This window comes from Streptomyces sp. NPDC051921 (genome assembly GCF_040680975.1).
Classification (GTDB): domain Bacteria; phylum Actinomycetota; class Actinomycetes; order Streptomycetales; family Streptomycetaceae; genus Streptomyces.
Window position 1 is genome coordinate 101,562 of record NZ_JBFAXU010000003.1, and the last position, 22,141, is coordinate 123,702.

The 22,141-nt window shown below is 73.8% G+C and carries 23 protein-coding genes and 1 pseudogene; 13 read left to right on the plus strand and 11 right to left on the minus strand.

All coding sequences use genetic code 11. From position 1 onward, the window contains the following. Positions 1-65: 65 nt before the first annotated feature. Positions 66-890, plus strand: a complete 825-nt coding sequence (locus AB0M16_RS05165) for a GNAT family N-acyltransferase (protein ID WP_365338906.1) — start codon at positions 66-68, stop codon at positions 888-890. Further along, a complete protein-coding gene (locus tag AB0M16_RS05170; RefSeq protein ID WP_365338908.1) occupies positions 887-1,774 on the plus strand; it encodes a lysophospholipid acyltransferase family protein in 888 nt (295 codons plus the stop codon). The genes AB0M16_RS05165 and AB0M16_RS05170 overlap by 4 nt, the downstream gene beginning before the upstream one ends. On the opposite strand, the gene egtD is transcribed toward AB0M16_RS05170, so the two are convergent. The 4 genes from egtD to egtA are packed head-to-tail and all read right to left on the minus strand — an operon-like array spanning position 1,669 to position 6,015. Then, a complete protein-coding gene (egtD, locus tag AB0M16_RS05175) occupies positions 1,669-2,634 on the minus strand; it encodes an L-histidine N(alpha)-methyltransferase (RefSeq protein WP_365338910.1) in 966 nt (321 codons plus the stop codon). The two genes, AB0M16_RS05170 and egtD, sit on opposite strands and share 106 nt — an antisense overlap. Next, entirely contained in the window at positions 2,631-3,383 is a 753-nt protein-coding gene (egtC, locus tag AB0M16_RS05180; protein ID WP_365338912.1) for an ergothioneine biosynthesis protein EgtC, read from the minus strand. Before egtC ends, egtD begins: the two co-directional genes overlap by 4 nt. Continuing rightward, positions 3,383-4,726: an ergothioneine biosynthesis protein EgtB gene (gene egtB, locus AB0M16_RS05185; RefSeq protein WP_365338914.1), complete on the minus strand. Its 1,344-nt coding sequence runs from the start codon at positions 4,724-4,726 to the stop codon at positions 3,383-3,385. Before egtB ends, egtC begins: the two co-directional genes overlap by 1 nt. After that, the gene (gene egtA, locus AB0M16_RS05190; RefSeq protein ID WP_365338916.1) at positions 4,723-6,015 is read right to left on the minus strand and encodes an ergothioneine biosynthesis glutamate--cysteine ligase EgtA; all 1,293 of its coding nucleotides are present in this window, start codon (positions 6,013-6,015) and stop codon (positions 4,723-4,725) included. The genes egtB and egtA overlap by 4 nt, the downstream gene beginning before the upstream one ends. Before the next feature lie 139 nt (positions 6,016-6,154). Between egtA and AB0M16_RS05195 the strand changes: the two genes are divergently transcribed. Further along, a complete protein-coding gene (locus AB0M16_RS05195) occupies positions 6,155-7,018 on the plus strand; it encodes a TIGR02452 family protein (RefSeq protein ID WP_365338918.1) in 864 nt (287 codons plus the stop codon). Positions 7,019-7,022: 4 nt separating this feature from the next. Here the strand turns inward: AB0M16_RS05195 and AB0M16_RS05200 are convergent, their stop codons facing one another. Then, a complete protein-coding gene (locus tag AB0M16_RS05200; protein ID WP_365338920.1) occupies positions 7,023-7,439 on the minus strand; it encodes a type II toxin-antitoxin system PemK/MazF family toxin in 417 nt (138 codons plus the stop codon). Between the two features lie 107 nt (positions 7,440-7,546). On the opposite strand from AB0M16_RS05200, the gene AB0M16_RS05205 reads away from it, so the two are divergent. Next, entirely contained in the window at positions 7,547-7,717 is a 171-nt protein-coding gene (locus AB0M16_RS05205) for a hypothetical protein (protein ID WP_365338922.1), read from the plus strand. 71 nt (positions 7,718-7,788) lie between these two features. Further along, the gene (locus AB0M16_RS05210; protein ID WP_365338924.1) at positions 7,789-8,157 is read left to right on the plus strand and encodes a hypothetical protein; all 369 of its coding nucleotides are present in this window, start codon (positions 7,789-7,791) and stop codon (positions 8,155-8,157) included. 79 nt (positions 8,158-8,236) lie between these two features. On the opposite strand, the gene AB0M16_RS05215 is transcribed toward AB0M16_RS05210, so the two are convergent. From AB0M16_RS05215 to AB0M16_RS05230, 4 genes are all read right to left on the minus strand, one after another. Further along, on the minus strand, positions 8,237-9,646 hold the full coding sequence (locus AB0M16_RS05215; protein WP_365338926.1) for an SPFH domain-containing protein: 1,410 nt from the start codon (positions 9,644-9,646) through the stop codon (positions 8,237-8,239). Between the two features lie 81 nt (positions 9,647-9,727). Beyond that, positions 9,728-9,946 carry a hypothetical protein gene (locus tag AB0M16_RS05220; RefSeq protein WP_365338928.1) on the minus strand — a complete coding sequence of 73 codons (219 nt, stop codon included), beginning with the start codon at positions 9,944-9,946 and terminating at the stop codon, positions 9,728-9,730. A gap of 14 nt (positions 9,947-9,960) precedes the next feature. Next, complete coding sequence (locus AB0M16_RS05225) at positions 9,961-10,668, minus strand: alpha/beta fold hydrolase (RefSeq protein WP_365338930.1); 708 nt, start codon at positions 10,666-10,668, stop codon at positions 9,961-9,963. 37 nt (positions 10,669-10,705) lie between these two features. After that, positions 10,706-11,968 (minus strand): MFS transporter, encoded by a 1,263-nt coding sequence (locus AB0M16_RS05230; protein ID WP_365338932.1) that lies wholly within the window; start codon positions 11,966-11,968, stop codon positions 10,706-10,708. 157 nt (positions 11,969-12,125) lie between these two features. Between AB0M16_RS05230 and AB0M16_RS05235 the strand changes: the two genes are divergently transcribed. From AB0M16_RS05235 to AB0M16_RS05245, 3 genes are all read left to right on the plus strand, one after another. Beyond that, positions 12,126-13,148: a LacI family DNA-binding transcriptional regulator gene (locus AB0M16_RS05235; RefSeq protein ID WP_365338934.1), complete on the plus strand. Its 1,023-nt coding sequence runs from the start codon at positions 12,126-12,128 to the stop codon at positions 13,146-13,148. Between the two features lie 101 nt (positions 13,149-13,249). Beyond that, a complete protein-coding gene (locus AB0M16_RS05240; RefSeq protein ID WP_365338936.1) occupies positions 13,250-13,570 on the plus strand; it encodes a hypothetical protein in 321 nt (106 codons plus the stop codon). A gap of 82 nt (positions 13,571-13,652) precedes the next feature. Next, positions 13,653-14,840, plus strand: coding sequence for a thiolase family protein (locus AB0M16_RS05245; RefSeq protein WP_365338938.1), 1,188 nt, complete (start codon positions 13,653-13,655; stop codon positions 14,838-14,840). Between the two features lie 289 nt (positions 14,841-15,129). Here the strand turns inward: AB0M16_RS05245 and trxA are convergent, their stop codons facing one another. Further along, positions 15,130-15,504: a thioredoxin gene (gene trxA / locus AB0M16_RS05250; protein WP_365338940.1), complete on the minus strand. Its 375-nt coding sequence runs from the start codon at positions 15,502-15,504 to the stop codon at positions 15,130-15,132. A 129-nt stretch (positions 15,505-15,633) separates the two neighbouring features. Here trxA and AB0M16_RS05255 point away from each other — a divergent pair, with 129 nt between their 5' ends. Beyond that, entirely contained in the window at positions 15,634-17,073 is a 1,440-nt protein-coding gene (locus tag AB0M16_RS05255; RefSeq protein ID WP_365338942.1) for an NAD(P)/FAD-dependent oxidoreductase, read from the plus strand. 380 nt (positions 17,074-17,453) lie between these two features. Further along, positions 17,454-17,996, plus strand: a complete 543-nt coding sequence (locus tag AB0M16_RS05260; protein ID WP_365338944.1) for a hypothetical protein — start codon at positions 17,454-17,456, stop codon at positions 17,994-17,996. A gap of 13 nt (positions 17,997-18,009) precedes the next feature. Here the strand turns inward: AB0M16_RS05260 and AB0M16_RS05265 are convergent, their stop codons facing one another. After that, positions 18,010-18,579, minus strand: coding sequence for a TetR/AcrR family transcriptional regulator (locus AB0M16_RS05265; protein ID WP_365339471.1), 570 nt, complete (start codon positions 18,577-18,579; stop codon positions 18,010-18,012). A gap of 253 nt (positions 18,580-18,832) precedes the next feature. On the opposite strand from AB0M16_RS05265, the gene AB0M16_RS05270 reads away from it, so the two are divergent. The 3 genes and pseudogenes from AB0M16_RS05270 to AB0M16_RS05280 form a co-directional block, all read left to right on the plus strand. Next, the gene (locus AB0M16_RS05270) at positions 18,833-20,242 is read left to right on the plus strand and encodes a cytosine permease (RefSeq protein ID WP_365338946.1); all 1,410 of its coding nucleotides are present in this window, start codon (positions 18,833-18,835) and stop codon (positions 20,240-20,242) included. 38 nt (positions 20,243-20,280) lie between these two features. Further along, positions 20,281-21,936, plus strand: coding sequence for an amidohydrolase (locus AB0M16_RS05275; RefSeq protein ID WP_365338948.1), 1,656 nt, complete (start codon positions 20,281-20,283; stop codon positions 21,934-21,936). Between the two features lie 45 nt (positions 21,937-21,981). Continuing rightward, positions 21,982-22,092, plus strand: a pseudogene (locus AB0M16_RS05280) (VOC family protein); the annotation flags it as partial. Positions 22,093-22,141: the final 49 nt, after the last annotated feature.

Consider the following 22,141-nt stretch of genomic DNA (forward strand, 5'->3'; position numbering starts at 1 on the left):
GCCGGGCCACCGCTCGCACGGCCCGGCTCCGACCGTCCCCTTCCGTAGTGCCGGAGGAGCCCGCCATGGCCGCCGTACCCCTCGCCCAGACAGTCGCCGGACCGGCCCGCGAGACCCTCGCCGCCGTACCGGCCCAGCCGCAGCCCGTGGACGAGCCGCAGCCCCGCTACGTCGTGGGCCTCGCCAAGGACCAGGAGGACGTCCGCGCCGCCCAGCGGCTGCGCCACCTGGTCTTCGCCGGCGAGATGGGCGCTCGCCTGGACGGGCCCGAACCGGGCCTCGACAGCGACGCCTTCGACGCCTACTGCGACCACCTGCTCGTGCGCGAGGAGGAGACCGGCGAGGTCGTCGGCACCTACCGGGTGCTGCCGCCCGAGCGGGCCGCCGTCGCGGGACGGCTGTACTCGGAGAGCGAGTTCGACCTCACCCGGCTCGCCCCGATCCGCCACGACCTGGTCGAGGTCGGCCGCTCCTGCGTCCACCCGGCCCACCGCAACGGCGCCGTGATCGCCCTCGTGTGGGCCGGACTGGCCCGCTACATGACCCGCACCGGGCACAACTGGCTGGCCGGCTGCTGCTCCGTCCCGCTCGCCGACGGCGGCACCCTCGCCTCCGCCACCTGGGACACCGTCAAGGCCAAGCACCTCGCCCCCGAGGAGTACTGGGTCACCCCGCACCGCCTCTGGACCCCCGAGGGCGTCGCCCCAGCCGAGGGCCGCGTCGAGCTGCCCCCGCTGCTGCGCGGCTACCTGCGGCTCGGCGCCTGGGTCTGCGGCGCTCCCGCCCACGACCCCGACTTCGGCGTGGCCGACCTCTACGTGCTGCTCTCGCTGCGCCGCACCAACCCGCGCTACCTGCGCCACTTCCTCTCGCTCGCCCCCGCCCGGTGACCGCCTCCACGGCCCCGTCGCCGTGGCTCCCCACGGCGCCGTGCACGCCCGGCCGGTGCGCCGCCCACCCCGGCCCCGCCGCCCCGCGCGCCGGCGCCGTCCAGGGCGTGCTCCGGCTGGCGGCCGGGCTCGCCGCGGTGCTGGCCGGCGTCCTGCTCGCCCCGCTGGCGGCCCCGCTGCCGGCGGGGCGGCGCCTGCTCCTCGTACGGCTCTGGTGCCGGGTGGTGCTGCGCGCCTTCGGCGTGCGCGTCCGGGTCACGGGCGCGCACGCTCCCGCGGCCGGACCGCTCCTGGTCGTCGCGAACCACGTCTCATGGCTGGACATCCCGCTGGTCGCGGCCGTGCTGCCGGGCCGTACGCTCGCCAAGCGCGAGGTGCGCGGCTGGCCCGTGCTCGGCCCGGTCGCCGCGCTCGGCGGGACCTTTTTCGTCGACCGCGACCGGATCAGGAACCTGCCGGCCACGGTCGAGGCGATGACCCGCGCCCTCGCGGCCGGCGGCCGGGTGGTGGTCTTCCCGGAGGGCTCCACCTGGTGCGGGCGGGCGGGGGGCGTGTTCCGCCGTGCTGCCTTCCAGGCCGCATTGGACAGCGGATCCGATGTCCAGCCCGTGCGGATCGACTACCGGCCGGTGGGGCCCGCGGCCTTCGTCGGTGAGGACACCCTCGGGGCGTCGCTCTGGCGGATCGCGACGGCGCGGCGGATCGAGGCCGAGATCCGCATACTGGATCCGATATCCAGCATGCGGTATCCGGACCGCCGCGCCCTCGCCCTCGCCGCTCAGTCCACCGTCGCCAGGGAGAGCGCGAACCGTTCCTTCTCGTCCGTCCACCAGTGCGAGAGCGTGAAGCCCGCCTCCGCGAGTTCCGCCCGCACCCCCTCCTGACGGAACTTCGCGGACACCTCCGTCCGCATCTCCTCACCCGCCTCGAACGGCACCACCAGATCGAGCTCCGGGATCTTCACCGCGAGCGCGTGCCGCGCCCGCAGCCGCATCTCGATCCACTCGTGCTCCCGGTCCCACAGCGCCACGTGGTCGAAGTCCTCCGGATGGGCGTCGGCCCCCAGCTCCCGGTCGACGACGGCCAGCACGTTCTTGTTGAACTCCGCCGTCACGCCGGCCGCGTCGTCGTACGCGGCCACCAACGTGACCTCGTCCTTCACCAGGTCCGTCCCGAGCAGCAGGGCGTCCCCGGGCACGAGCATCGCCCGGACGCCCCGCAGGAACTCCCGCCGCTCCTCGGGCAGCAGATTGCCGATGGTGCCGCCCAGGAACGCCACGAGCCGGGGCCCGACCGTCGGCGGCAGGTCGAGCCCGTGGGTGAAGTCGGCGACCAGGGCGTGCACGCGCAGCCCGGGCCGCTCGTCGAGGAGCGCCTCGCCCGCCCCCCTCAGGGCGGACTCGGACACGTCCACCGGCACGTACGCGTCCAGTTCCGGCAGCAGCGCGTCGATCAGGAGGCGGGTCTTCTCCGACGACCCCGACCCGAGCTCCACCAGGGTCCGCGCGCCGGTCGCCGCCGCGATCTGGTGTGAACGGGAGGCGAGGATCTCCCGCTCCGCGCGGGTCGGGTAGTACTCGGGCAGCCGGGTGATCTCCTCGAAGAGCTCGCTGCCGCGCGCGTCGTAGAACCACTTCGGCGGCAGTTCCTTCGGGCTGCGGGTCAGGCCGTGGAGCACATCGGCGCGCAGCGCGGCGCCGGTGGCGTCCTCGGGCAGGGTGCGGGTCAGCTGGAAGGGGCTCACGGGGAGGGCTCCTTGAGCGGGGTGAGGACGACGTCGGCGCGGGAGGCGGTGAGGACCGTGCGGTCCGGCACCTCGGTCCAGCGCGGATCGTCGTCGTACGGTTCGGAGGCCACGACCGTCCGGCCGGGCCCGGTGAGGTACCAGAGCGAGTTCCCCCAGGCCGTCGCCGTGATCGTCGCCCCGTCGGTGAGCAGCAGGTTGAGCCGGGCGCCGGGGGCGGCCTCGGCCACCTCCCGCACGGTGTCGGCGAGCGCCAGGTCGGGCGCGTCACCGGCCCGCAGCCGGTGCAGCGCGAGCGCCCACACCAGCGCCGAGTCGGTCCGCGCCTCCAGGGCCAGCAGCTCCGCCGCCGGCAGCGCCGCGGCGAGCGCGACGAGGGAGCCGGGCCAGCCCGGGACGGCCCCGTTGTGGCTGAACAGCCACCGGTCGGCCCCGAACGGCGCCGCGGCGGCCTCCCCGTCCGCCCCCGGCAGGGTGGCGCCGCGTACGGCGGCGAGCAGGGCCCCCGTGCGCACCACCCGGGCGAGGTCGGCGAACGAGAGGTCGCCCCAGATGGGCGCGGCCCGCCGGTAGCGGGCGGGCACCGGATCGCCCTCGGCGTACCAGCCGACCCCGAAGCCGTCGGCGTTCACCAGTCCGCTGCTCTGCGTCCGCGGCTCCCAGGCCTGCCGCTCCAGCGAGTGCGGGGGGCGCAGCAGCAGTTCGCCGAGGGCGACCGGTTCCCCGAGGTAGGCGAGGTGCCGGCACATCAGACCGGCTCCGCGTTCCGGGCGGTGCGGAAGCCGGCGAAGATCTGCCGCCGCACCGGCAGGTCCCAGTTGCGGAAGGTGCCCCGGCAGGCCACCGGGTCGACGGCGAAGGAGCCGCCGCGCAGCACCTTGTGCGCGGGCCCGAAGAAGACCTCCGAGTACTCCTTGTACGGGAAGGCGCGGAAGCCCGGGTACGGCAGGAAGTCGCTCGCCGTCCACTCCCACACGTCGCCGATCAGCTGGCGCACCCCGAGCGGGGACGCTCCCTCGGGAAAGCTTCCGGCGGGCGCGGGCCCCAGGTGCCGCTGCCCCAGATTGGCGTGCCCGGGGCCGGGGTCGGCGTCGCCCCAGGGGTAGCGCCGCGAGCGCCCGGTCGCCGGGTCGTGCCGGGCCGCCTTCTCCCACTCGGCCTCGGTGGGCAGCCGTCGCCCGGCCCAGCGGGCGTAGGCGTCCGCCTCGTACCAGCTGACGTGCAGCACCGGCTCGTCCTCGGGCACCGGCTCGGTGACCCCGAAGCGGCGGCGCAGCCACCGGCCGCCTTCGCGCCGCCAGAACAGCGGTGCCTCGATGCCGTGTTCGCGGATCTGCGCCCATCCCTCGGCCTGCCACCACCGCTCGTCGTGGTAGCCGCCGTCGGCGAGGAAGGCCTGGTAGGCGCCGTTGGTCACCGGGGTCGTGTCGATGAGGAAGGCCGGCACGATCCGGGTGTGCGCGGGCCGTTCGTTGTCGAGCGCCCACGGCTCGTCCGAGGTGCCCATGGTGAACGGGCCACCGGGTACCAGGACTTCGGTCCGCGCGGGCAGGTCCGCGGTGGGCGCGGGCGGTGCGGGGGCGGTGAGTGCCGCAGGGCCCGTGCGCAGCTGATGGGTGATCAGCATGGTCTCGTCGTGCTGCTGTTCGTGCTGGGCGATCATCCCGAAGGCGAACGCGGACTCCACCAGCGGCCGGCCCTCCAGGCGGGTGCCGTCGAGGACGTCCAGGACCCGGGCGCGTACGTCCGTCGCGTAGGCCCTCGCCTCGGCGGGCGCGAGCAGTGGCAGTGACGGCCGGGTCGCCCGCGGGTGCTCGAAGGCGTCGTACAGCGAGTCGATCTCGGGCCGCAGCGCCTCACGGCCGCCCACGGCCCGCCAGAGCCACTGCTCCTCCTGGTTGCCGATGTGTGCCAGGTCCCACACCAGCGGGGACATCAACGGGGAGTGCTGGGCGGTCAGTTCGGGATCCTCCACGCAGGAGGTGAGCAACTCGGTCCGGTCCCGCGCCGTGGTCAGTGCCGTCACCACCCGCAGGCGCAGCGCGTGCTCGTCGATCCGCTCCTCGTCGGGCGCGGTCTCCTGTGCGGTCATGAGGCCACCTCCTGCAGCTCGTCGGCCGGGCAGCAGCCCCGCATCACGTACCGTTCGTGGAAGGCGGCGACCGCGCCCACCACCTCGGGCGAGGCCCCGATCCGGGGCAGCGCCTCCAGGGCCGCCGGGAACACGTCGAGCGCCGCCCGGTGCAGGGCGGGGTCCGTCAGTCCCTCCCGGGCGGCGATCCGCCACAGCGGGTTGCGCGGCGCCGGAGCCTGTCCCGCGAGCGCCTCCAGCGGATCCACGGCCCGGTGGGCGGTCTCGGCGGCCACGGGATCCTCGAAGAGCGCGGTGGTCACCGCGATCGGCACCATCCACCCGTCGGGGCCGGACTGGGCGTCGATCATCCGCAGCTCCAGGTGCCCGCGCGGCCGGACCGGCGGGAAGAGGGTCGTCATGTGGTAGCGCAGGTCGTCCGCGTCGGCCCGGCGCGGCCCGCCGGTGCGCAGCCACTCCCGGAAGGTCAGCCCCTCCGGCACCGGCCATGGCCCCTGGGGCATCCGTACGCACATCACGGGCGTGTCCAGGACGTGCGCCGCCCACGCGGCGCGCGGCTCCCCGTACGGCGTCCCGTCGGCCGAGCCGTCCGGGGACGGGGCGAGCGCCCGTGAGGGGTCGAGCTCGTCCCAGAGCAGCTGCCGGGTGGAGCGCCAGCCGGTCCGGCGCCCGCCGTGCACGGGGGAGTTGGCGAACGCCGCCACCAGCACCGCGCCCAGCAGGTGCGCGAGCCGCCAGCGTCGCCGGTAGCCCAGCGGCCCCGGCCCGTCGAGACCGGCGTCGAGACAGACCTGCACGGAGGCCGACTCGCACATCATCGCCCGCCCGGAGGGTCCGGTCCTGCCGAGGACCAGCTCCATGGCGTCGTAGCGGGGTTCGTGCAGCACCCGCGCGCGCGGCGCGTGCCAGGGATCGACCCCGTAGCCGCTGAGGCCGAGTCCGAGCGGGGCGAGTGCCTCCCGCACCGCCCGCAGATCGGCGGCGAGCGAGTCCAGGCACTCCATGAGCGAGGCGGCGGGAGGCGAGCTGAGCTCCAGCTGCCCGCCGGGTTCGAAAGTGAGGGCCGCGACCAGCGGCAGGGCCCGTACGGTGTCGATCGCCGCGGCCAGCCGGTGCGGCGGGACGGGAAGGCGCGGATCACGCAGTTCGTGGACGAGCCACTCCAGCTCGGCCCCGACCGTACGCGGCGGTCCCGTCTTGAAACAGATACATCGCAGCAGGTCCTCGGCATCCTCCTCGGTCAGAGGGGGACCGCCCCTGGGTATGCCGCTCGACGACGGTGTCGTCATCGCTCCACCTCCTGGGAAAGCGCTGATTCCACCTAAAGCCACCCGGCACAGGCGTGCAAGAGCGCCTCTCGCGCCCCAGCCGGACAGGGCCGGAAAACCCGTTGCCGCCCCCGAAGGGAGTCGATCATGCTTTCGGCTCATGAGCGCACGACTGCGGGCCCTGGCCCGCGAGACCGAGGAGATCGTGGCCGCGGGCCGCTACACCGCGCCGGACGGCCGGACCGTCCCCCTCGCCGAACAGCTGGCCGCCGCCCTGGCCGGAACCCGCCTCCACGGCCCCGAACCGGTGCCCGTCAGCCCGGACACCGACCGCACGACCACCCTCCAGGTCACCGGAGAGAGCAGCCTCGCCGCCGCCCGCCGGATGCTCCTCGCCGCGGCCGGTGCCCCGGTGGCCGTCCTCAACTTCGCCTCCGCCCGCAACCCCGGCGGCGGCTACCTGAACGGCGCCCAGGCGCAGGAAGAGGTCCTGTGCCGCTCCTCCGCCCTCCACGCCACCCTGCTGCGCGCCCCCGAGTACTACGAGCACCACCGGGCCGAGCGGAGCGAGATGGGGGCCCCGGCCGGAGGCCGGGGGAGGGACGCCTTCTACTCCGACCGGGTCATCCACTCGCCCGGCGTGCCCGTCTTCCGCGACGACCGCGGACACCTGCTCGACGAGCCCTTCACGGTCGGCTTCCTCACCTCGCCCGCGCCCAACGCCGGGGTGATCCGACGCCGCACCCCCGAGCTCGCCGACCGCGTCCCCGCGGCCCTCGCCTCCCGCGCCGAGCGGGTCCTGGAGACCGCCGCCGCGCACGGCTACCGCAGGCTGGTCCTCGGTGCCTGGGGCTGCGGCGTCTTCCAGAACGACCCCGCCCGGGTCGCGGGCACGTTCAAGGCGCTGCTCACCGGCGACGGCCGGTTCGCCCGGCACTTCGACGAGATCGTCTTCGCGATCCTCGACCGCACCCGCGACCAGGCCACCCTGGGGGCCTTCCGGAGCGTCATCGGCCCGTCCTGAGCGCTCAGGACCAGCCGTACCGCTCGATCAGCCGGCCGACCACCCGGTCGAAGCGCGGCCGGTCGAGCGCGCAGGCCTCGCGCCGCATCCCCGACTCGTGCACCCGCAGCACCCGGTCCAGATCCACCCACGAGTCGCGCCGCTCGGAGTCCCACGAGCCCGCGCCGATCGCCACCCACTCGCGGTCGTGGTCGTGCCGCTTGCTCGACAGCTGCACGGCGAGCAGCGTGCCCTCCGCCTCCCGCGCCACCACGAGCACCGGGCGGTCCTTGCCCCGCCCGTCGTTCTCCTCGAACGGCACCCAGGTCCACACGATCTCCCCCGGATCGGGGTCCCCGTCGTGCGCGGGCGCGTAGGAGGTGCGGACCGGCCCGATGGCGTACGGGTCCGCCTCGGTCGTCGTGTACGTCGGCATCGTCATCCCGGCACCGTAGCGCCCGCCCGCGCCGACACGCCCGGCCTGACGTGCAGGTTTCGTACCCCCGTGCGAGTCTGGGAAGAAGTTCCCCGACCACGGGAGGCACGATCGTGGGCAAGAAACAGACCCGGGTCAACAAGGGTGCCCGTACGGGTGGCCACGAACATCGGGCGACGGCGACCGAGACCAGGACGAGCCCGCGCTCGTCCCTGCCCGAGGCGCCACGCCCGGCCATCGACGTCCCGTCCCACCGCAAGGAGCGCAAGTTCGGGCACAACTGACAGGCGGGTGACCGCAGTCGGGACGGTGCGTGGATGATGTACCTCCATTCACGCTCGTCCCTAGGGGGAACATGCGCACCACCGGTACCACCGCGGTCCTCGGCATCGCCCTGCTCGCCGGACTCACCGCCTGCACGTCCTCCACGGATCCGCAGAGCGCACCGACACCCACGGTCCCCGCGGCCACCGTCCCGACGGCCACCACCGCCCCGACGGAGACGTCGGGCCGGGGCGGCGGCCTGCCCGACATGATCGGCGGCAGCGTCGCGGGCGCGTACAGCCAGCTGACCGGCGGCCTGCGGGTCGACGACGTCTCCGGAAAGGGCCGGATCGTCCCGGTGGACTCGCCGGCGGCCGCCGACTGGAAGATATGCACCCAGGAGCTCGCCCCCGACGGCACCGCCGTCCTGGGCGCCGTGAAGAAGGACGAGCACTGCTGACCGGCCCCCACGGCCGCGCAGCGGCTCGCGAGCGGGGCCCGGCGCCAGGACGGCACCGGGCCCCGCTCCGTGCCCCCGGCTAGGCGTCGTCGCCGACCGGGATCTCCTCCGCGCGCGGCGCGGGCACCACCACCTCCGCCGCCGCGGACGGGGCCGGACCGTCCGGCTTCATGTTGGCGAGCAGCTGACGGGCGAGCCCGAGCCCCGTCCCGCCCATCGTGAGCGCCTTGGCGAACATCTCCGACATGCCGTCGGCGCCGTTGAGCAGCACCATCTGATCGACGTTGCCGAACGCGGACGCGCCCGCCTCCACGATCTCCGGCCACCGCTCGGCCAGTTGCTGCGCGACGACGGCCTCCTGGTTCTCGGCGAGGGCTGCCGCCCGCGCCTTGATCGCCTCGGCCTCGGCGAGACCCTTCGCCCGCGTCGCCTCGGCCACCGCCAGACCCTTGGCGTGGGCCGCCGCGGCCTCCGCCTCACCCGTCACCCGGGTCGCCGACGCCGCCGCCGCGCTCGCCAGCTCGGTCTGCTTCGCCTCGGCCTCGGCCGCCAGGATGCGGGCGTCGCGCTCCGCCGCCGCCAGCGTCCGCTTCTCGTAGGCGCGCGCGTCGGCCGGCTTGCGCACCTCCGTCTGGAGCTGCTGCTCCTTGAAGTGGGACTCCAGCTCGGCGACCCGGGTCTCCTGGACCACGACCTCCTGGCGGGACGCCGCGTCGGCGAGCGGACCGGCCTGCCGGGCCTTCGCGGACGCCTGGTCGCGCTCGGCCTGGTAGCCCGCCTGGAGGATCTCGCTGTCCCTGGTCGCCTCCGACATGCGCGCGGCGGCCTGCTGCTCCGCCTCGGTCGCCCGCCGGTTGGCCTCCGCCTGCGCGATGCGCGCGTCGCGCTGCACGGCCGCCGCGTGCGGCGCGGCCAGGTTCTTGATGTAGCCCGTGGGGTCCTCGATCTCGTGGATCTGCAACGAGTCCACGATCAGACCCAGCTTCTCCATCTCCGTGCCACAGGCGGAACGGGCCTGACCGGTCAGCTTCTCCCGGTCACGGATCATGTCCTCGACCGTCAACCCGCCCACGATGGCGCGGAGATGACCGGCGAAGACGATGTGCACCCGCTCCGACATCAGCTTCTGCTGGTCGAGGAAGCGGCGAGCGGCGTTGGCGATCGACACGAAGTCGTCGCCCACCTTGAAGATGACGACACCCCGCACCTTCAGCGGAATGCCCTGGTGCGTGACGCACTCCACGGACAGCTGCGTCTCGTTGAGGTCGAGCGAGAGCTTCCGCACCGCCTGGACGCCGGGCATCACGAGCGTGCCCCGTCCGGTGACGATCCGGAACCCCATGCCCTCGCCGAGGCCCTCCGTCTTGTGGTTCGAACCCGAGATGATCAGCGCCTCGTTGGGTTCCGCGACGCGCCACATCAGTTTGAACAGAGCGATCAGGAAGACGACGGCGCCGACGACGGCGCCCGCCAGTATCCAGAGGCTCATGGGCTGGTCCCCCTTCACCGGACCCGTGCGGTTCCGGTGAAGGGAGTGTGCGCCCGGGGCGCGCCGCGCTCAATGGATCGGTCAACTGTCGTACGCGGCTGTGACATACACGGTGCGTGGAGGGAGATGTTCCACGACCATCACGACCGTTCCCGTCTCGATCCGGTCCCTCCCCGAGGCCGAGTAGGCGAGGAAGTGTTCGGCTCCGCCACGGATGCGGACGATCACCTCACCGACGAGGCCGGGCCCGACGGTGCCGGTCACCCGGCCGAGCAGTCCCACCATCGAAGCGTCGTCCATGACCAAAAGGTACGTCAGATCCAGCCCTCCAGGGCGGACATGAACCCGTCGAAGTCGTCCCGCTGGATCGTGTGGCCCGCACCGGCCACCGTCCGCAGCTCGAAGCCGCGTTCCTTCAGCGTCCGGGCACGCTCGGCGGGGACGAGCATGCTCGGGTCGGCCAGCATGACGAGCGACGGCCGTGCGGCACGCTCCGGTCCCAGGTCCCGCCCGGTGAACGGCACCAGACCGTGGGCCGAGCTCTCGTCCCAGATCCGTACGGTGTCGAGCTCGACGTCCAGGTCCTCCTCCGCCCACCGCGGGTTGAACATCCGCACGTGCTCCCGGGTCAGCAGCTTGGCGTCGGTGAACAGCTCCGGACGGTAGCCGTGCCGGCCCGCCGGCAGCTGCCAGGCCGGGTCCACGTACACCGCGCGCCGCGGGGCGAGCCGCTCCACGGCCAGGGCGAGGGCGAGACCGCCGAGCGAGTGCCCGATCGCCAACTCCGCCCCGGCGGGCAGCGTTTCGACGAGATCGTCCGCGTAGTCCCGCGGGGCGTACCCCGCGGGACCCGCCGCCCGTCCGCTCGCTCCGTGACCCCGAAGGTCGACCGCCACGGCGCGGTAGCCTCGCCCGGCGAGCGCCGGTCCCACCCGCCGCCAGGTGCGGTGGTCGGACATGATGCCGTGGACCAGGAGCGCCACGCGCTCCCCGGCCCCCCAGGTCCTCGTGTGCAGCTGCACGGGCGGTGCCTCTCTGCGTGGTGCGCGGCGCGGCGGCTCAGCGCACGGTACGGATCGGGCGCACGGCGAGCGCGCCGAGCACCGACAGTACGGCGGCGACCAGGAACAGCGCCGTGTATCCGCCGCTGAGCGAGACGATCGTCGAGGCGACGAACGGGGCGACGATCTGCGGTCCGGCGTTGGCGATGTTCAGCACGCCCATGTCGCGCGCCGCGTCCTCGGCCTTCGGCAGCACCATCGTCACCAGCGCCGTGTCCACCGCCATGTAGCAGCCGAAACCGAGGCCGTTGACCACGGAGAAGGCCAGCATCGCGGTCCAGCTGTTCGACACGGCCGGGATCAGCAGGGCGACGGCGGCGAGCACGGCGGAGGCGCCGACGAACAGCTTGCGCCGGTCGTACCGGTCGGAGAGCCAGCCACCGAGCACGGTGGAGACGACCATCGCGACGGCGTTGAGCGGGGTCAGGATCGCCACCGCCTCCTCGGCGCCGAGTCCTGCGGGCAGGTCGGTGCGGTCCTTGAGGACGTACAACTGGAAGCCCGCGACGGCGAAGTAGCCGAGGATGAGCAGCGCCCGGCCGATGAACGCCCAGCGGAAGTCGTGGTCCTTCAGCGCGCTGCCGAAGGCCGCGACCTGGGCCTTGACCGGCATCGGGGCCTTGGGCGCCATGCGCTGCTCGCGGGCGCAGGAGGTGAAGAGGAGGGCCGTGGCCGCGACGATCGCGCCGAAGACGAGGTATCCGGTGCGGTAGTCCTCCGAGAAGGCGGCGCCGACCAGGGCGCCGATCGTGGAGCCGATGGGCAGGCCCAGGCCGACGGCGGCCGAGGCCTTGCCGCGCGAATCGAGCGGGACCCGGTCGGGCACCACGGAGGTGATGGCGGCCTGGTAGACGTTCATCACGGCCTGGCCGAGGCACCAGGCGATCGTCACCAGCAGGATCGTGTGCACGCTGCCGAGCAGCAGCATGACGGGCAGGGCCAGCAGCCCGCCCGCGAGGATCCACGGGTTGCGGCGTCCCGAGCGGTCGGAGAGCGCGCCGGCCACCGGGTTGAAGACGGTCGCGAAGATCGCCGATATGCCGGAGACCAGACCGAAGTTGGCCACCTTGTCCGCCGGGGCGATCTCCTCGATCTGGAGCGCGAGGAGCATGCCGGGCACGCCTACGTACAGCGCGTACATCGCCGTGTTCCCGGCGAGCAGCAGGGGGAGCAGTCCCCGGGTCGGCCGGGGGGCGGCGGGGGAGGCGGTACCGGAGTCCTCGGCGGTGCCGGGGGACGTGCCGGGGGAGGAAAGGGCCACGGTGCCCTCCTGGGGTGATCGCCCGATGCGGGGGCGGGAAGCGGAAGGATGAGCGATGGGTTACACGTGTCAGTGACTCGTGTAAACCTTGTGTAGCACTCGAATCCGGCCATCCGCCAGACCCTGCGCCGGATCGTTCTGGAAAGATGCCGGATCGATGAGCCAGTCACCCAAGAACTCCACCGGACGCTCCGTCCCCACCAGCGCCGACGTGGCGCGGCTCGCGGGGGTGTCCCGGGCCACCGTGAGCTACGTCCTGAACAACACGGCGGCCGTACGGATCAGCGAGCCCACCCGCCGTCGGGTCCGGGAGGCGGCCGAGGAACTCGGCTACGTCCCGCACGCCGCGGCCCGCAGCCTCCGCGCCGGCCACAGCCGGATGGTCCTGCTGCCCACCGCCCACGTGCCGATAGGCCCGCTGTACAGCCGCTTCTTCAACGACCTGCAGTGGGCCCTGCGCCGCCTCGACTACACGGTGGTGCAGTACGGCAGCGTCGGTCTGGACGCCGACGAGGCAGCCCGCGCCTGGGCCGAGCTGCGCCCGGTCGCGGTGGTCTCGCTCGGCCAGGTCGAGCTGACCCCGGCCGGGGTGGAACTGCTCAAGCGCTCCGGTGCCAGGGCCGTCATCTCGGTGGGACCGCAGCAGGTGCCGGGCACCCACGCGCTCGTGATGGACCAGTCGCAGGTCGGCCGGGTGGCCGGGGACCACCTGATCGAGCGCGGCTGCCGCAGCATCGGTGTCGTGATGCCGCAGGAGCCCGGCCTGGAGATGTTCTCCGGCCCCCGCCTGGAGGGTGTGCGCGCCGCGGCCGCGGAGGCCGGCGCGACCGTCGTGCCGCTGCCCCTGCCCTACGAGGAGGAGGCGGCGAACGTGCTCGCCGGGCGCTGGCGCGAGCTCGGCCTCGACGGGGTCTTCGGCTACAACGACGAGTACGCCATGCTCCTCATGCGCGCCCTCCAGGACGCCGGGGTCGCGATCCCCGAGGAGACCGCCGTGGTCGGCTCGGACGACCTGGTCCTCGGCCGCCTCCTGCGGCCCCGGCTCAGCACGGTGCACATCGACATGGTCGTCGGCCGCCGGCTCGCCGAACTCGTCGACCGGGCGGTGCGCGAGCCGGACGCGGCGCCGGAACGGCAGGAGCTGCTCGCCTCCCGGGTGGTGCACCGCGAGTCCAGCTGAGCGCGCCCGTCGGGGTGTCCGGTCGTGCGCGTCCGGCCGGGCCGCGCACGGTCCGCGCGTCCGGCCGGGCGCGCCGCCGTCCGTCGTCTTAGCGTCGGTGCATGAGCACATATCCGAAGCGGTTCGAGATCCTGCTGGTGTCCGCGCACGTGGAGGACCGTGGTGACGCCTCCATAGAGGACAGTGCCGTCCGCTCGGCGGTCGTCGAGGCGACCGGCCGCACCGGTGAGACGGGGTACCCCATCTACGAGGGGCACGGCCTGGTCGCCGACATCGATCCCGAGACGCGGACGGTGGAGGCGCTGCTCGTCGACGGCAGGGAGCTCGACTACGGCCTGACGGCACTGATCAGGGGCCCGGGGACGGCGCGAGGGGGCGTTGACAGGAGCGGGAGAGGGGGCGGAGACTCGGGCCCGCGGTGACGAAGAATATTTCACCAGGCGAACAGCTTCTTCGCTTCCGCATCCGTTTGCCCGTAAGCGAAGGTCACGTGGGAGAGAACCGATGAGCATCCGCGACGTCTACATCGTCGACGCCGTCCGCACCCCGATCGGCAAGTTCGGCGGTGCGCTCTCCTCGGTGCGCCCCGACGACCTGGCCGGCCACGTCGTGCGGGCCCTGGTCGACCGCACCCCCGACCTCGACCCCGCCCGGATCGACGACGTGTACTTCGGCGACGCCAACGGCGCCGGCGAGGACAACCGCGACGTCGCCCGGATGGCCGTACTCCTCGCCGGGCTGCCCACCTCCGTCCCCGGCGTCACCATCAACCGGCTCTGCGGCTCCGGCCTGGAGGCCGTCATCCAGGCCGCCCGCGCGATCGCCCTCGGCGACGCCTCCGTCGCCGTCGCGGGCGGCGTCGAGTCGATGTCCCGCGCCCCCTGGGTGCTGCAGAAGCCGGAGCGCGCCTTCCCCGCCGGGCACCAGCAGCTGCACTCCACGACCCTCGGCTGGCGCATGACCAACCCGCGGATGCCCGCCGAGTGGACGGTGTCCCTCGGCGAGGGCGCCGAACTCGTCGCCGACAAGCACGCCATCAGCCGTGAGCAGCAGGACGCCTTCGCCCTCGCGAGCCACCGCAAGGCCGCCGAGGCCTGGGCCAAGGGCCTCTACGACGGCGAGGTCGTCCCCTACGAGGGCGTCGACCTCGCGCGGGACGAGTGCATCCGCGACAGCACCTCTCCCGAGGCCCTGGCCAAGCTCAAGCCCTCCTTCCGCACCGACGGAGGCACGGTCACCGCCGGCAACGCCTCTCCGCTCAACGACGGCGCCGCGGCCCTGCTGCTCGTCGACGAGGAGGGGCTGCGCGAGACCGGCCGCGAGCCGCTCGCCCGGATCCGCGCCTCCGCCGTCACCGGCATCGAGCCGCAGCTCTTCGGGCTCGGTCCGGTGGAGGCCGTGCGGCGGGCCCTGGACAAGGCGGGCCGGGACTTCTCCGACCTGACGACCTTCGAGCTGAACGAGGCCTTCGCCGCCCAGGCCCTCGGCTGCCTCGCGGAATGGCCGGAACTCGACCCCGCCGTGGTCAACCAGCGTGGCGGCGCCATCGCGATCGGGCACCCCCTCGGCGCCTCCGGCGCCCGGCTCGCCGGCGCGGTCGCCCACCAGCTCGCCGCCGCGGGCTCCGGCACGGGCCTCGCCGCGCTCTGCATCGGCGTGGGCCAGGGCCTCGCGCTGGTCCTGGAACGCTGACAGCACCTGCTGACGGAACGGGTGGGGGCGGAACCCCAGGCCCCCACGCCCCCCGCGCCTCACCGCGCAGGTGACGCCCGCTCATCTGCCCCTGCGAACGGGCCGGCCACCCCGCGTACGGGCAGGCCGGCCCACCCGCGTACGGGGAGTCGGCCGGCTCTCGGGAAGGCCGAGGCCGGCCGGCTCGCGTACGGGAAAGGCGGGGCACCCTCCCGCATCCGCGCGCGGGGGCGCTCACCCGCACAGGTGAAGGGGCGGCCCGGACGCGCCGGGCCGCCCCTTCACGTGGTCACTGGCCCTGCTGGGCCTGCGCCTCGGCGATGGACTTCCGCACCTCGTCCATGTCGAGGCCTCGGGCCTGGCCGATGACGTCCTCCAGCGCCGCCTCCGGCAGGGCGCCGGGCTGCGCGAAGATCGCGACCTTGTCGCGCACGATCATCAGGGTCGGGATCGAGCGGATCTCGAAGGCGGCCGCCAGCTCCTGCTGCGCCTCGGTGTCCACCTTGGCGAACACCAGGTCCTCGTGGCGCTCGGAGGCCGCTTCGAAGACGGGACCGAACTGACGGCACGGACCGCACCAGGAAGCCCAGAAGTCGATCAGAACGAAGTCGTTCTCACTCACGATCTGGTCGAAGTTGTCCTTGGTGAGCTCTACGGTGCTCATTCTTCCTACCTCTCCGGGCCGGTCTCCTGACGGATTCCTTACGGTCCCCTCGGGACACGCCACGCACAACGGTGTATCGAGCCGCGCTATTCCACGCCGATTCCCGACGTCACCCCCAGACTGGAGCTCATGACCTTCGAATACGACGTGGTGGTCCTGGGCGCGGGACCGGTGGGCGAGAACGTGGTGGACCGGGTCCGGGCGGCGGGACTGACGGTGGCGGTCGTGGAGGGCGAGCTGGTCGGCGGTGAGTGCTCGTACTGGGCCTGCATGCCCAGCAAGTCGCTGCTGCGGCCCGCCATCGCCCGCTCCGAGGCCCGCCGGGTCGCCGGACTGCGCGGCCACGCCTATCACCCGCTCGACGCCCAGGACGTCCTCGCCCACCGCGACGCCGTCGTCGGGAACTGGAAGGACGACGGCCAGGTGGCCTGGGTGCAGTCCACCGGTGCCGACCTCCACCGCGGCCACGGCCGCCTGCACGGCCCCCGCCAGGTGGTCGTCCAGGGTCCCGAGGGCGACCGCCACGTCCTCACCGCCCGGCACGCCGTCGCCGTCTGCACCGGCAGCCGCGCCGTCCTCCCCGACCTGCCGGGGCTGCCCGGCGCCCACCCCTGGACGAGCCGCGAGGCGACCAGCTCCAGCCGGGTGCCCCAGCGCCTGGTCGTCGTCGGCGGGGGAGTGGTGGGAGTGGAGATGGCGACCGCCTGGCAGGCGCTCGGCTCGCGGGTGACCCTGCTCGTCCGGGGCGGGGGACTGCTGCCCCGGATGGAGCCCTTCGCGGGCGAGCTCGTCGCCGACGCCCTCGCCGAGCGCGGCGCCGACATCCGTACCGGCACCTCCGTCGCGGCGGTGGTGCGCGACGGGGGCACCGGCCCGGTGACCGTGGTCCTCGAGGGCGGCGACCACGTCGAGGGCGACGAGGTGCTGTTCGCGACGGGCCGCCGGCCCCGCACCGAGGACATCGGCCTGGAGAGCGTCGGCCTGGAACCGGGCTCCTGGCTCACGGTCGACGACAGCCTGCGCGTCGTGGGGCACGACTGGCTCTACGCCGTGGGGGACGTCAACCACCGAGCCCTGCTCACCCACCAGGGCAAGTACCAGGCGCGGATCGCCGGAGCCGCCATCGCCGTCCGGGCCACCGGCGACGGGGCGGTGGACACCTCGCCCTGGGGGCCGCACTGCGCCACCGCCGACCACGCCGCCGTCCCCCAGGTCGTCTTCAGCGACCCCGAGGCGGCCGCCGTCGGGCTCACGCTGGCCGCCGCCGAGGCCGCGGGGCGCCGGGTCAGGGCCGTCGACCTCGACCTGACCTCGGTCGCCGGCGCCAACCTGTACGCCCAGGGGTACCGGGGACGCGCCCGCATGGTCGTCGACCTGGAGCGCGAGACCGTCGTCGGGGCCACCTTCGTCGGCCCCGGCCTCGGCGAACTCCTCCATTCGGCCACCGTCGCGGTCACCGGCGAGGTCCCGATCGCCCGCCTCTGGCACGCCGTTCCGTCCTATCCCACCCTGAGCGAGGCCTGGCTGCGGCTCCTGGAGGCGTACCGGGACGGGTCGGCCACGTCATGAGCCCGGCCGAGCGGGCCAACGAGTACGACGCCTCCTGCGCCCGCTGCGGCGGACCCGTCCCGGCGGGCGCGGGGCTCCTCCGGCACGGCGCCAAGGGCTGGGAGGTCTTCCATCCGGAGCACGCCCCCGCACCGGGACCGCCGCCCCGGGGCGATCATCCCGGCTGGCACCGACGGCGGCTGCTGTCCCTGGACATCGGATCCACGGGCCATCGTCCGGCCGTGGACCGGATCCGATCCGCGGCGTTGCGGGGGAGTGACGGGACGGCGTGGGACTGGACATGGGATCCAGAATCCGATGTCCAGGGTGCGGGTGCGGGTGCGGGTGCGGGTGCGGGTGCGGGTGCGGGTGAGGGTGCGGGTGCGGGTGCGGGTGCGGATGTGGATGTCGGATCCTGGATCCAACCTCCAGCCGCGGGATCCGATGCCGCCCGTCCCGCCGACCCCGCCCAGGCCCTCGACGAACTGGCCACCCTCGTCACCGACCACCTCTCCTCCAAGGAACTGCTGGTCGTCTGGTTCGCCCCGTACGTCCTGACGATGCTGCACGCGGAACTCGTCCGCCACGAACTGGTCCCGCTCACCGAGCGGTTGCCCGCCGGTGTCGCTCCCCTCTGCGATCCGCTCGTGCTCGACCGGCACGTCGACCGCTACCGCCCGGGCACCCGCTCTCTGCGGGCCGTGGCGGAGTGGTACGGCGTTCCGCTCGCCCGCCCCGGCGATCCCGGGGCGGACGCCGAGGCGGCCCTGCTGGTCGCCCAGGCGGTCGCCGCCTGCCATCCGCCGCTCGCCAAGCTCTCCCGGCCGGCACTGCACACCGAGCAGATCCTCTGGTACGCGGAGCAGACGAGCCGTCATCCGGACGCGCCGGCCTGGCCGTTCGCGGCCGTCGAGCCGTTGCCGTGGGAGCCGCCGGCGGACTAGCCAGGAAGCGGGGTCAGGAGGCGGGGGAGGCTCGGGGGATCAGTAGTCCCGCCGCGGCGCGGGCCGCGTCGAGGGCGTTCCTGGTGTCCCGGCCCGACTCCTCCCCGAGGACCACGCGTGTGCTCAACCCGTCGAGCAGGGCGAGGAGTTCGGAGGCGCGGGCGGTGACGTCGGTCGGCGCGAAGTGCTTCTGGTCGACGCCCTTGGCGAGCAGCGTCTCCAGGTCCTCCTGCCAGCCGCGGTCGAGCTCGGCCTGTGCGGTCCGCAGTTCCTCGTTGGCCGGAATCCGCGCCCACAGCTCGATCCAGAGCGTCCAGCGCGGGTCGCGCGGCCCGCGCGGCAGGTAGAGCCGCAGGAACAGGTCGAGTCGGCGGGGGGCGCCGATCCGGCGGGCGAGCAGCTGGCGCCGCTCCTCGGCGAGCTCGGCCTCGCTCCACCGCAGGGCGGCGAGGAGGAGCAGGTCCTTGCTGCCGAAGTGGTACAGGATGTGGCCGCCGCTGGTCCCGAGGCGCTCGGCGAGCGCCGACATGGTGAGCGCGGCGAGGCCGTCCTCGGCGATGGCGGTCATGGCCTCCTCCAGCATCCGCTCCCGCGTGATGCTGCCGTCCCTCCGCCGTCCCGCCCGCGCTGCCGCTGCCACCGCTGCCGTCCTCGTGTCGACTCCGTCCACGGGGTCGACCCTAACCGCAATCCCTTGAGGTCTTGACGTGGCCGGATCCTTGCCTCCATCTTGAATGCCATTCAAGAACTTAGAACGTCGTTCAAGATCGGCATCCGGTCGGCCCGTGGTCGGCCGGTGGCCGACCTGTGGGCGGCACCCGAGAGGGGAGTGCAGTGTGCTCGAACACGAGACGGTGCCCGCGACGGCGGGCGCGGCGGGCCGTGACGAGGTCTTCCAGGTCGAGGGCCATGGCATCGATCCCATTCCCGACAGCGAGCGCCACGGCGGGGCCAAGGACCTCTTCTGGCTCTGGTTCGGCTCGAACCTGACCTTCACCTACGTCATCAACGGCGCCCTCGCCGTCGCCTTCGGCCTGTCCTTCTGGCAGGCCACCGGCGTCGTCGTGCTCGGCGGGCTCTCCTTCTTCGTCATCAGCGCCGCCGGACTCGGCGGCGTCCGCACCGGCACCGCCACCCTCGTCATCTCCCGCGCCGCCTTCGGCGTCCGCGGCAACTGGCCCGCCGGACTCCTCAACTGGATCGTCAGCATCGGCTACACCATCGTCAACACCGTGGTCGGCACGCTGGCCCTCGAAGCCTTCCTCGCCGACCTCGGCTGGAGCGGCGGATCCCTCCCGCGCGCCCTCGCCCTCGCCGTCACCCTGGCCCTGACGTTCGCCGTCGCCCTGTGGGGCCACGCCACCGTCCAGTGGGCCGAGCGCTGGATGGCCTACGTCCTCGCCGTCGGCTTCGCCGCCCTGCTCGTCTTCGTCCTGCCCGGCGCCGACACCGCCGCCCCGGCGGCCTCGCCCGGCGCCTCGGGCTGGAGCCTGGCCCTCCTCGTCATGCTGGCCGGCCCCTTCTCGTACGTCCCGATGCCCGCCGACTACACCCGCTACCTGCCCCGCACCACCTCCCTCAAGGCGCTCACCTGGAGCGGCGGCCTCGGCGGTCTCCTCTCCTCCGCCGCCCTCGGCGTCGCGGGCGTCGCCGCCGCGACCCAGGCCGACATGACCGACGCCGTCGCCGGCACGGAAGGACTGCTGCCCGGCTGGTTCCAGCCCCTGTTCCTCGCGCTCGTCCTCGGCGGCTCGGTGACCAACTCGATCATCACGCTCTACTCGTCCAGCCTGAACCTCCAGGTCCTCGGCATCCCCTGGAGCCGCGCCCGCGCCATCGTCATCAGCGCCGCCGTCACCGCCGCGGGCTCCCTCGGAGCCCTGTTCCTCACCGACTTCACCACGTCGCTGCTCTCCTTCCTCTCCCTCCTGATCATCGTGTTCGCGCCGTGGGGCGGCGTCTTCCTCGCCGACATGGTGCTGCGCCGCTGCGCCTACGACTCCGCCGCGCTGCACGCCGGCGAGCGCGGCGCCTACTGGTACCGGGCCGGCTGGCACCCCGCAGGCATCACCGCCCTGCTCGCCGGGATGCTCTTCGCCGCGCTCACCTGCGACTCCGAGCTGTGGACCGGCCCGCTGGTCGCCCCGCTCGGCGGCGCCGACCTGTCCCTGCTCGGCGCCGTCGTCTCGGCCGCCGTCCACGTCCTCCTCGCCCGCCGCGCCGTACGGCCCGCCCCGGCCGCCTGACCGCCCGCTCCCCCTCGTACCGCAGGAGAAAGACCCGTATGAACCGCCCCGCCCCCGCCGACCTCCTCCTCACCCACGCCCGCGTGCACACCGTCGACCCGGAGCTGCCCGAGGCCGAGGCGCTCGCCGTGCGCGACGGCCGGATCGTCTGGGTCGGCGACGCCGACGAGGCCGAGGCCTGGACCGGACCCGGCACCCGCGTCCTCGACGCGGGCGGCCGGCTCGTCCTGCCCGGCTTCGTCGACGCCCACAACCACGTACGCCTCGGCTCCGACGACGCCTGCGTCCAGCTCGCCGGCGCGCGCGACCTCGACGAGATCCACACCCGCGTCCGTGCCTGGCGCACCGCCCACCCCGACGCACCCTGGATCGAGGCCGAGGCCTTCGACTACTCCGCCATCCCCGGCGGCCGGATGCCCACCGCCGCCGACCTCGACCCCGTCACCGGCGACACGCCCGCCCTCGTCCTGAGCTACGACGTGCACACCGCCTGGCTCAACACCGCGGCCCTGCGCGCCCTCGACGTCCGCGCCGACCGCACCGACCTGCCCTTCGGCACCGCCGTGACCGACCCCGCCACCGGTGAACCGACCGGATTCGTCCAGGACTTCGCCGTCAAGGGGCTCTCCCGTGAGGGCCATCGCGCACTGCGCGGGCTCGGCGTGCCGTGGGCGTCGGCGGACCGTCAGTACGGGCGCCTCGCCAAGAGCCTCGACGACGCGATCGGCTACGGCATCACCACCGTCGTCGAGCCCCAGAACTCCCTCGACGACCTCGCTCTGTTTCAGCGCGCCCGCACGGAGGGCCGGCTCCGCTCGCGGATCGTCGCCGCCCTCTTCCACCCGCGCGGCACCACCGAGGCGGAGCTGGACGAATTCGCCGCCGCCGCAGAGGAGTTCGCGGACGACCGACTGCGCGTCGGGCCGCTCAAGCTCTACATCGACGACGTCGTCGAGCCCCGCACCGCGGCCCTCCTCGAACCGTACGCGGGCTGCGGCCACCACCGCGGCGACACCTTCTACCCGCCCGAGGAGTTCGCCGAACTGCTCACCCGTCTCGACGCCCGCGGCTTCCAGTGCTTCGTGCACGCCACCGGCGACCGCGGCATCCGTACGGTCCTCGACGCCGTCGAGCAGGCCCGTGCCGTCAACGGCCCTCGCGACGCCCGCCACCAGGTCGTGCACGTCGAATGCCTCGACCCCGCCGACACCCCGCGCTTCGCCGAACTGGGCGTCACCGCCTGCATGCAGCCCCGGCACGCCGCCCCCGACATCGCCGGCCCCGGCCAGGACTGGGCCGAGAACATCGGCCCCGAGCGCTGGCACAAGGCCTGGCCCCTGCGCAGCCTGCACCGCGCGGGCGCCCTGCTCGCCCTGTCCAGCGACTGGAACGTCGCCGAGATGGACCCCATGATCGGCATCCACGCCGCCGTCACCCGGCGCCCGCCGGGCGGCGGGGCGGCCTGGACGCCCGGGGAGACCCTCGACGTCGCCACCGCGGTCGAGGGCTACACGATGGGCTCGGCCCGTGCCAACTTCCTGGAGCACGAACGGGGTTCGCTCACCGTGGGCAAACTCGCCGACTTCGTCGTCCTGTCCCGCGACATCCTGGCCGTCGAACCCGACGTCATCCCCGGCACGGTCGCCGAGACCGTCGTCGTGGGCGGCGAGGTGGTGCACACCGCCGGACGGTAGTGCTCCGCGGAAGCCGCCGGAGCAAGCGGAGCGGCGGGCATCGCGCACGGCGGCACCCGCGTCCCGGCGCACACTCCCCACGGGGACGAGTACGGCGTCACCGTCGCCGACCCCGACGGCTACTGCCTCGTCCTCTGCTCGCGCACCTGGGGATAGGCCCGGGCCCCGATCCGCCGGACGGGGCCCGGCCGCGCGCGTCGCACCG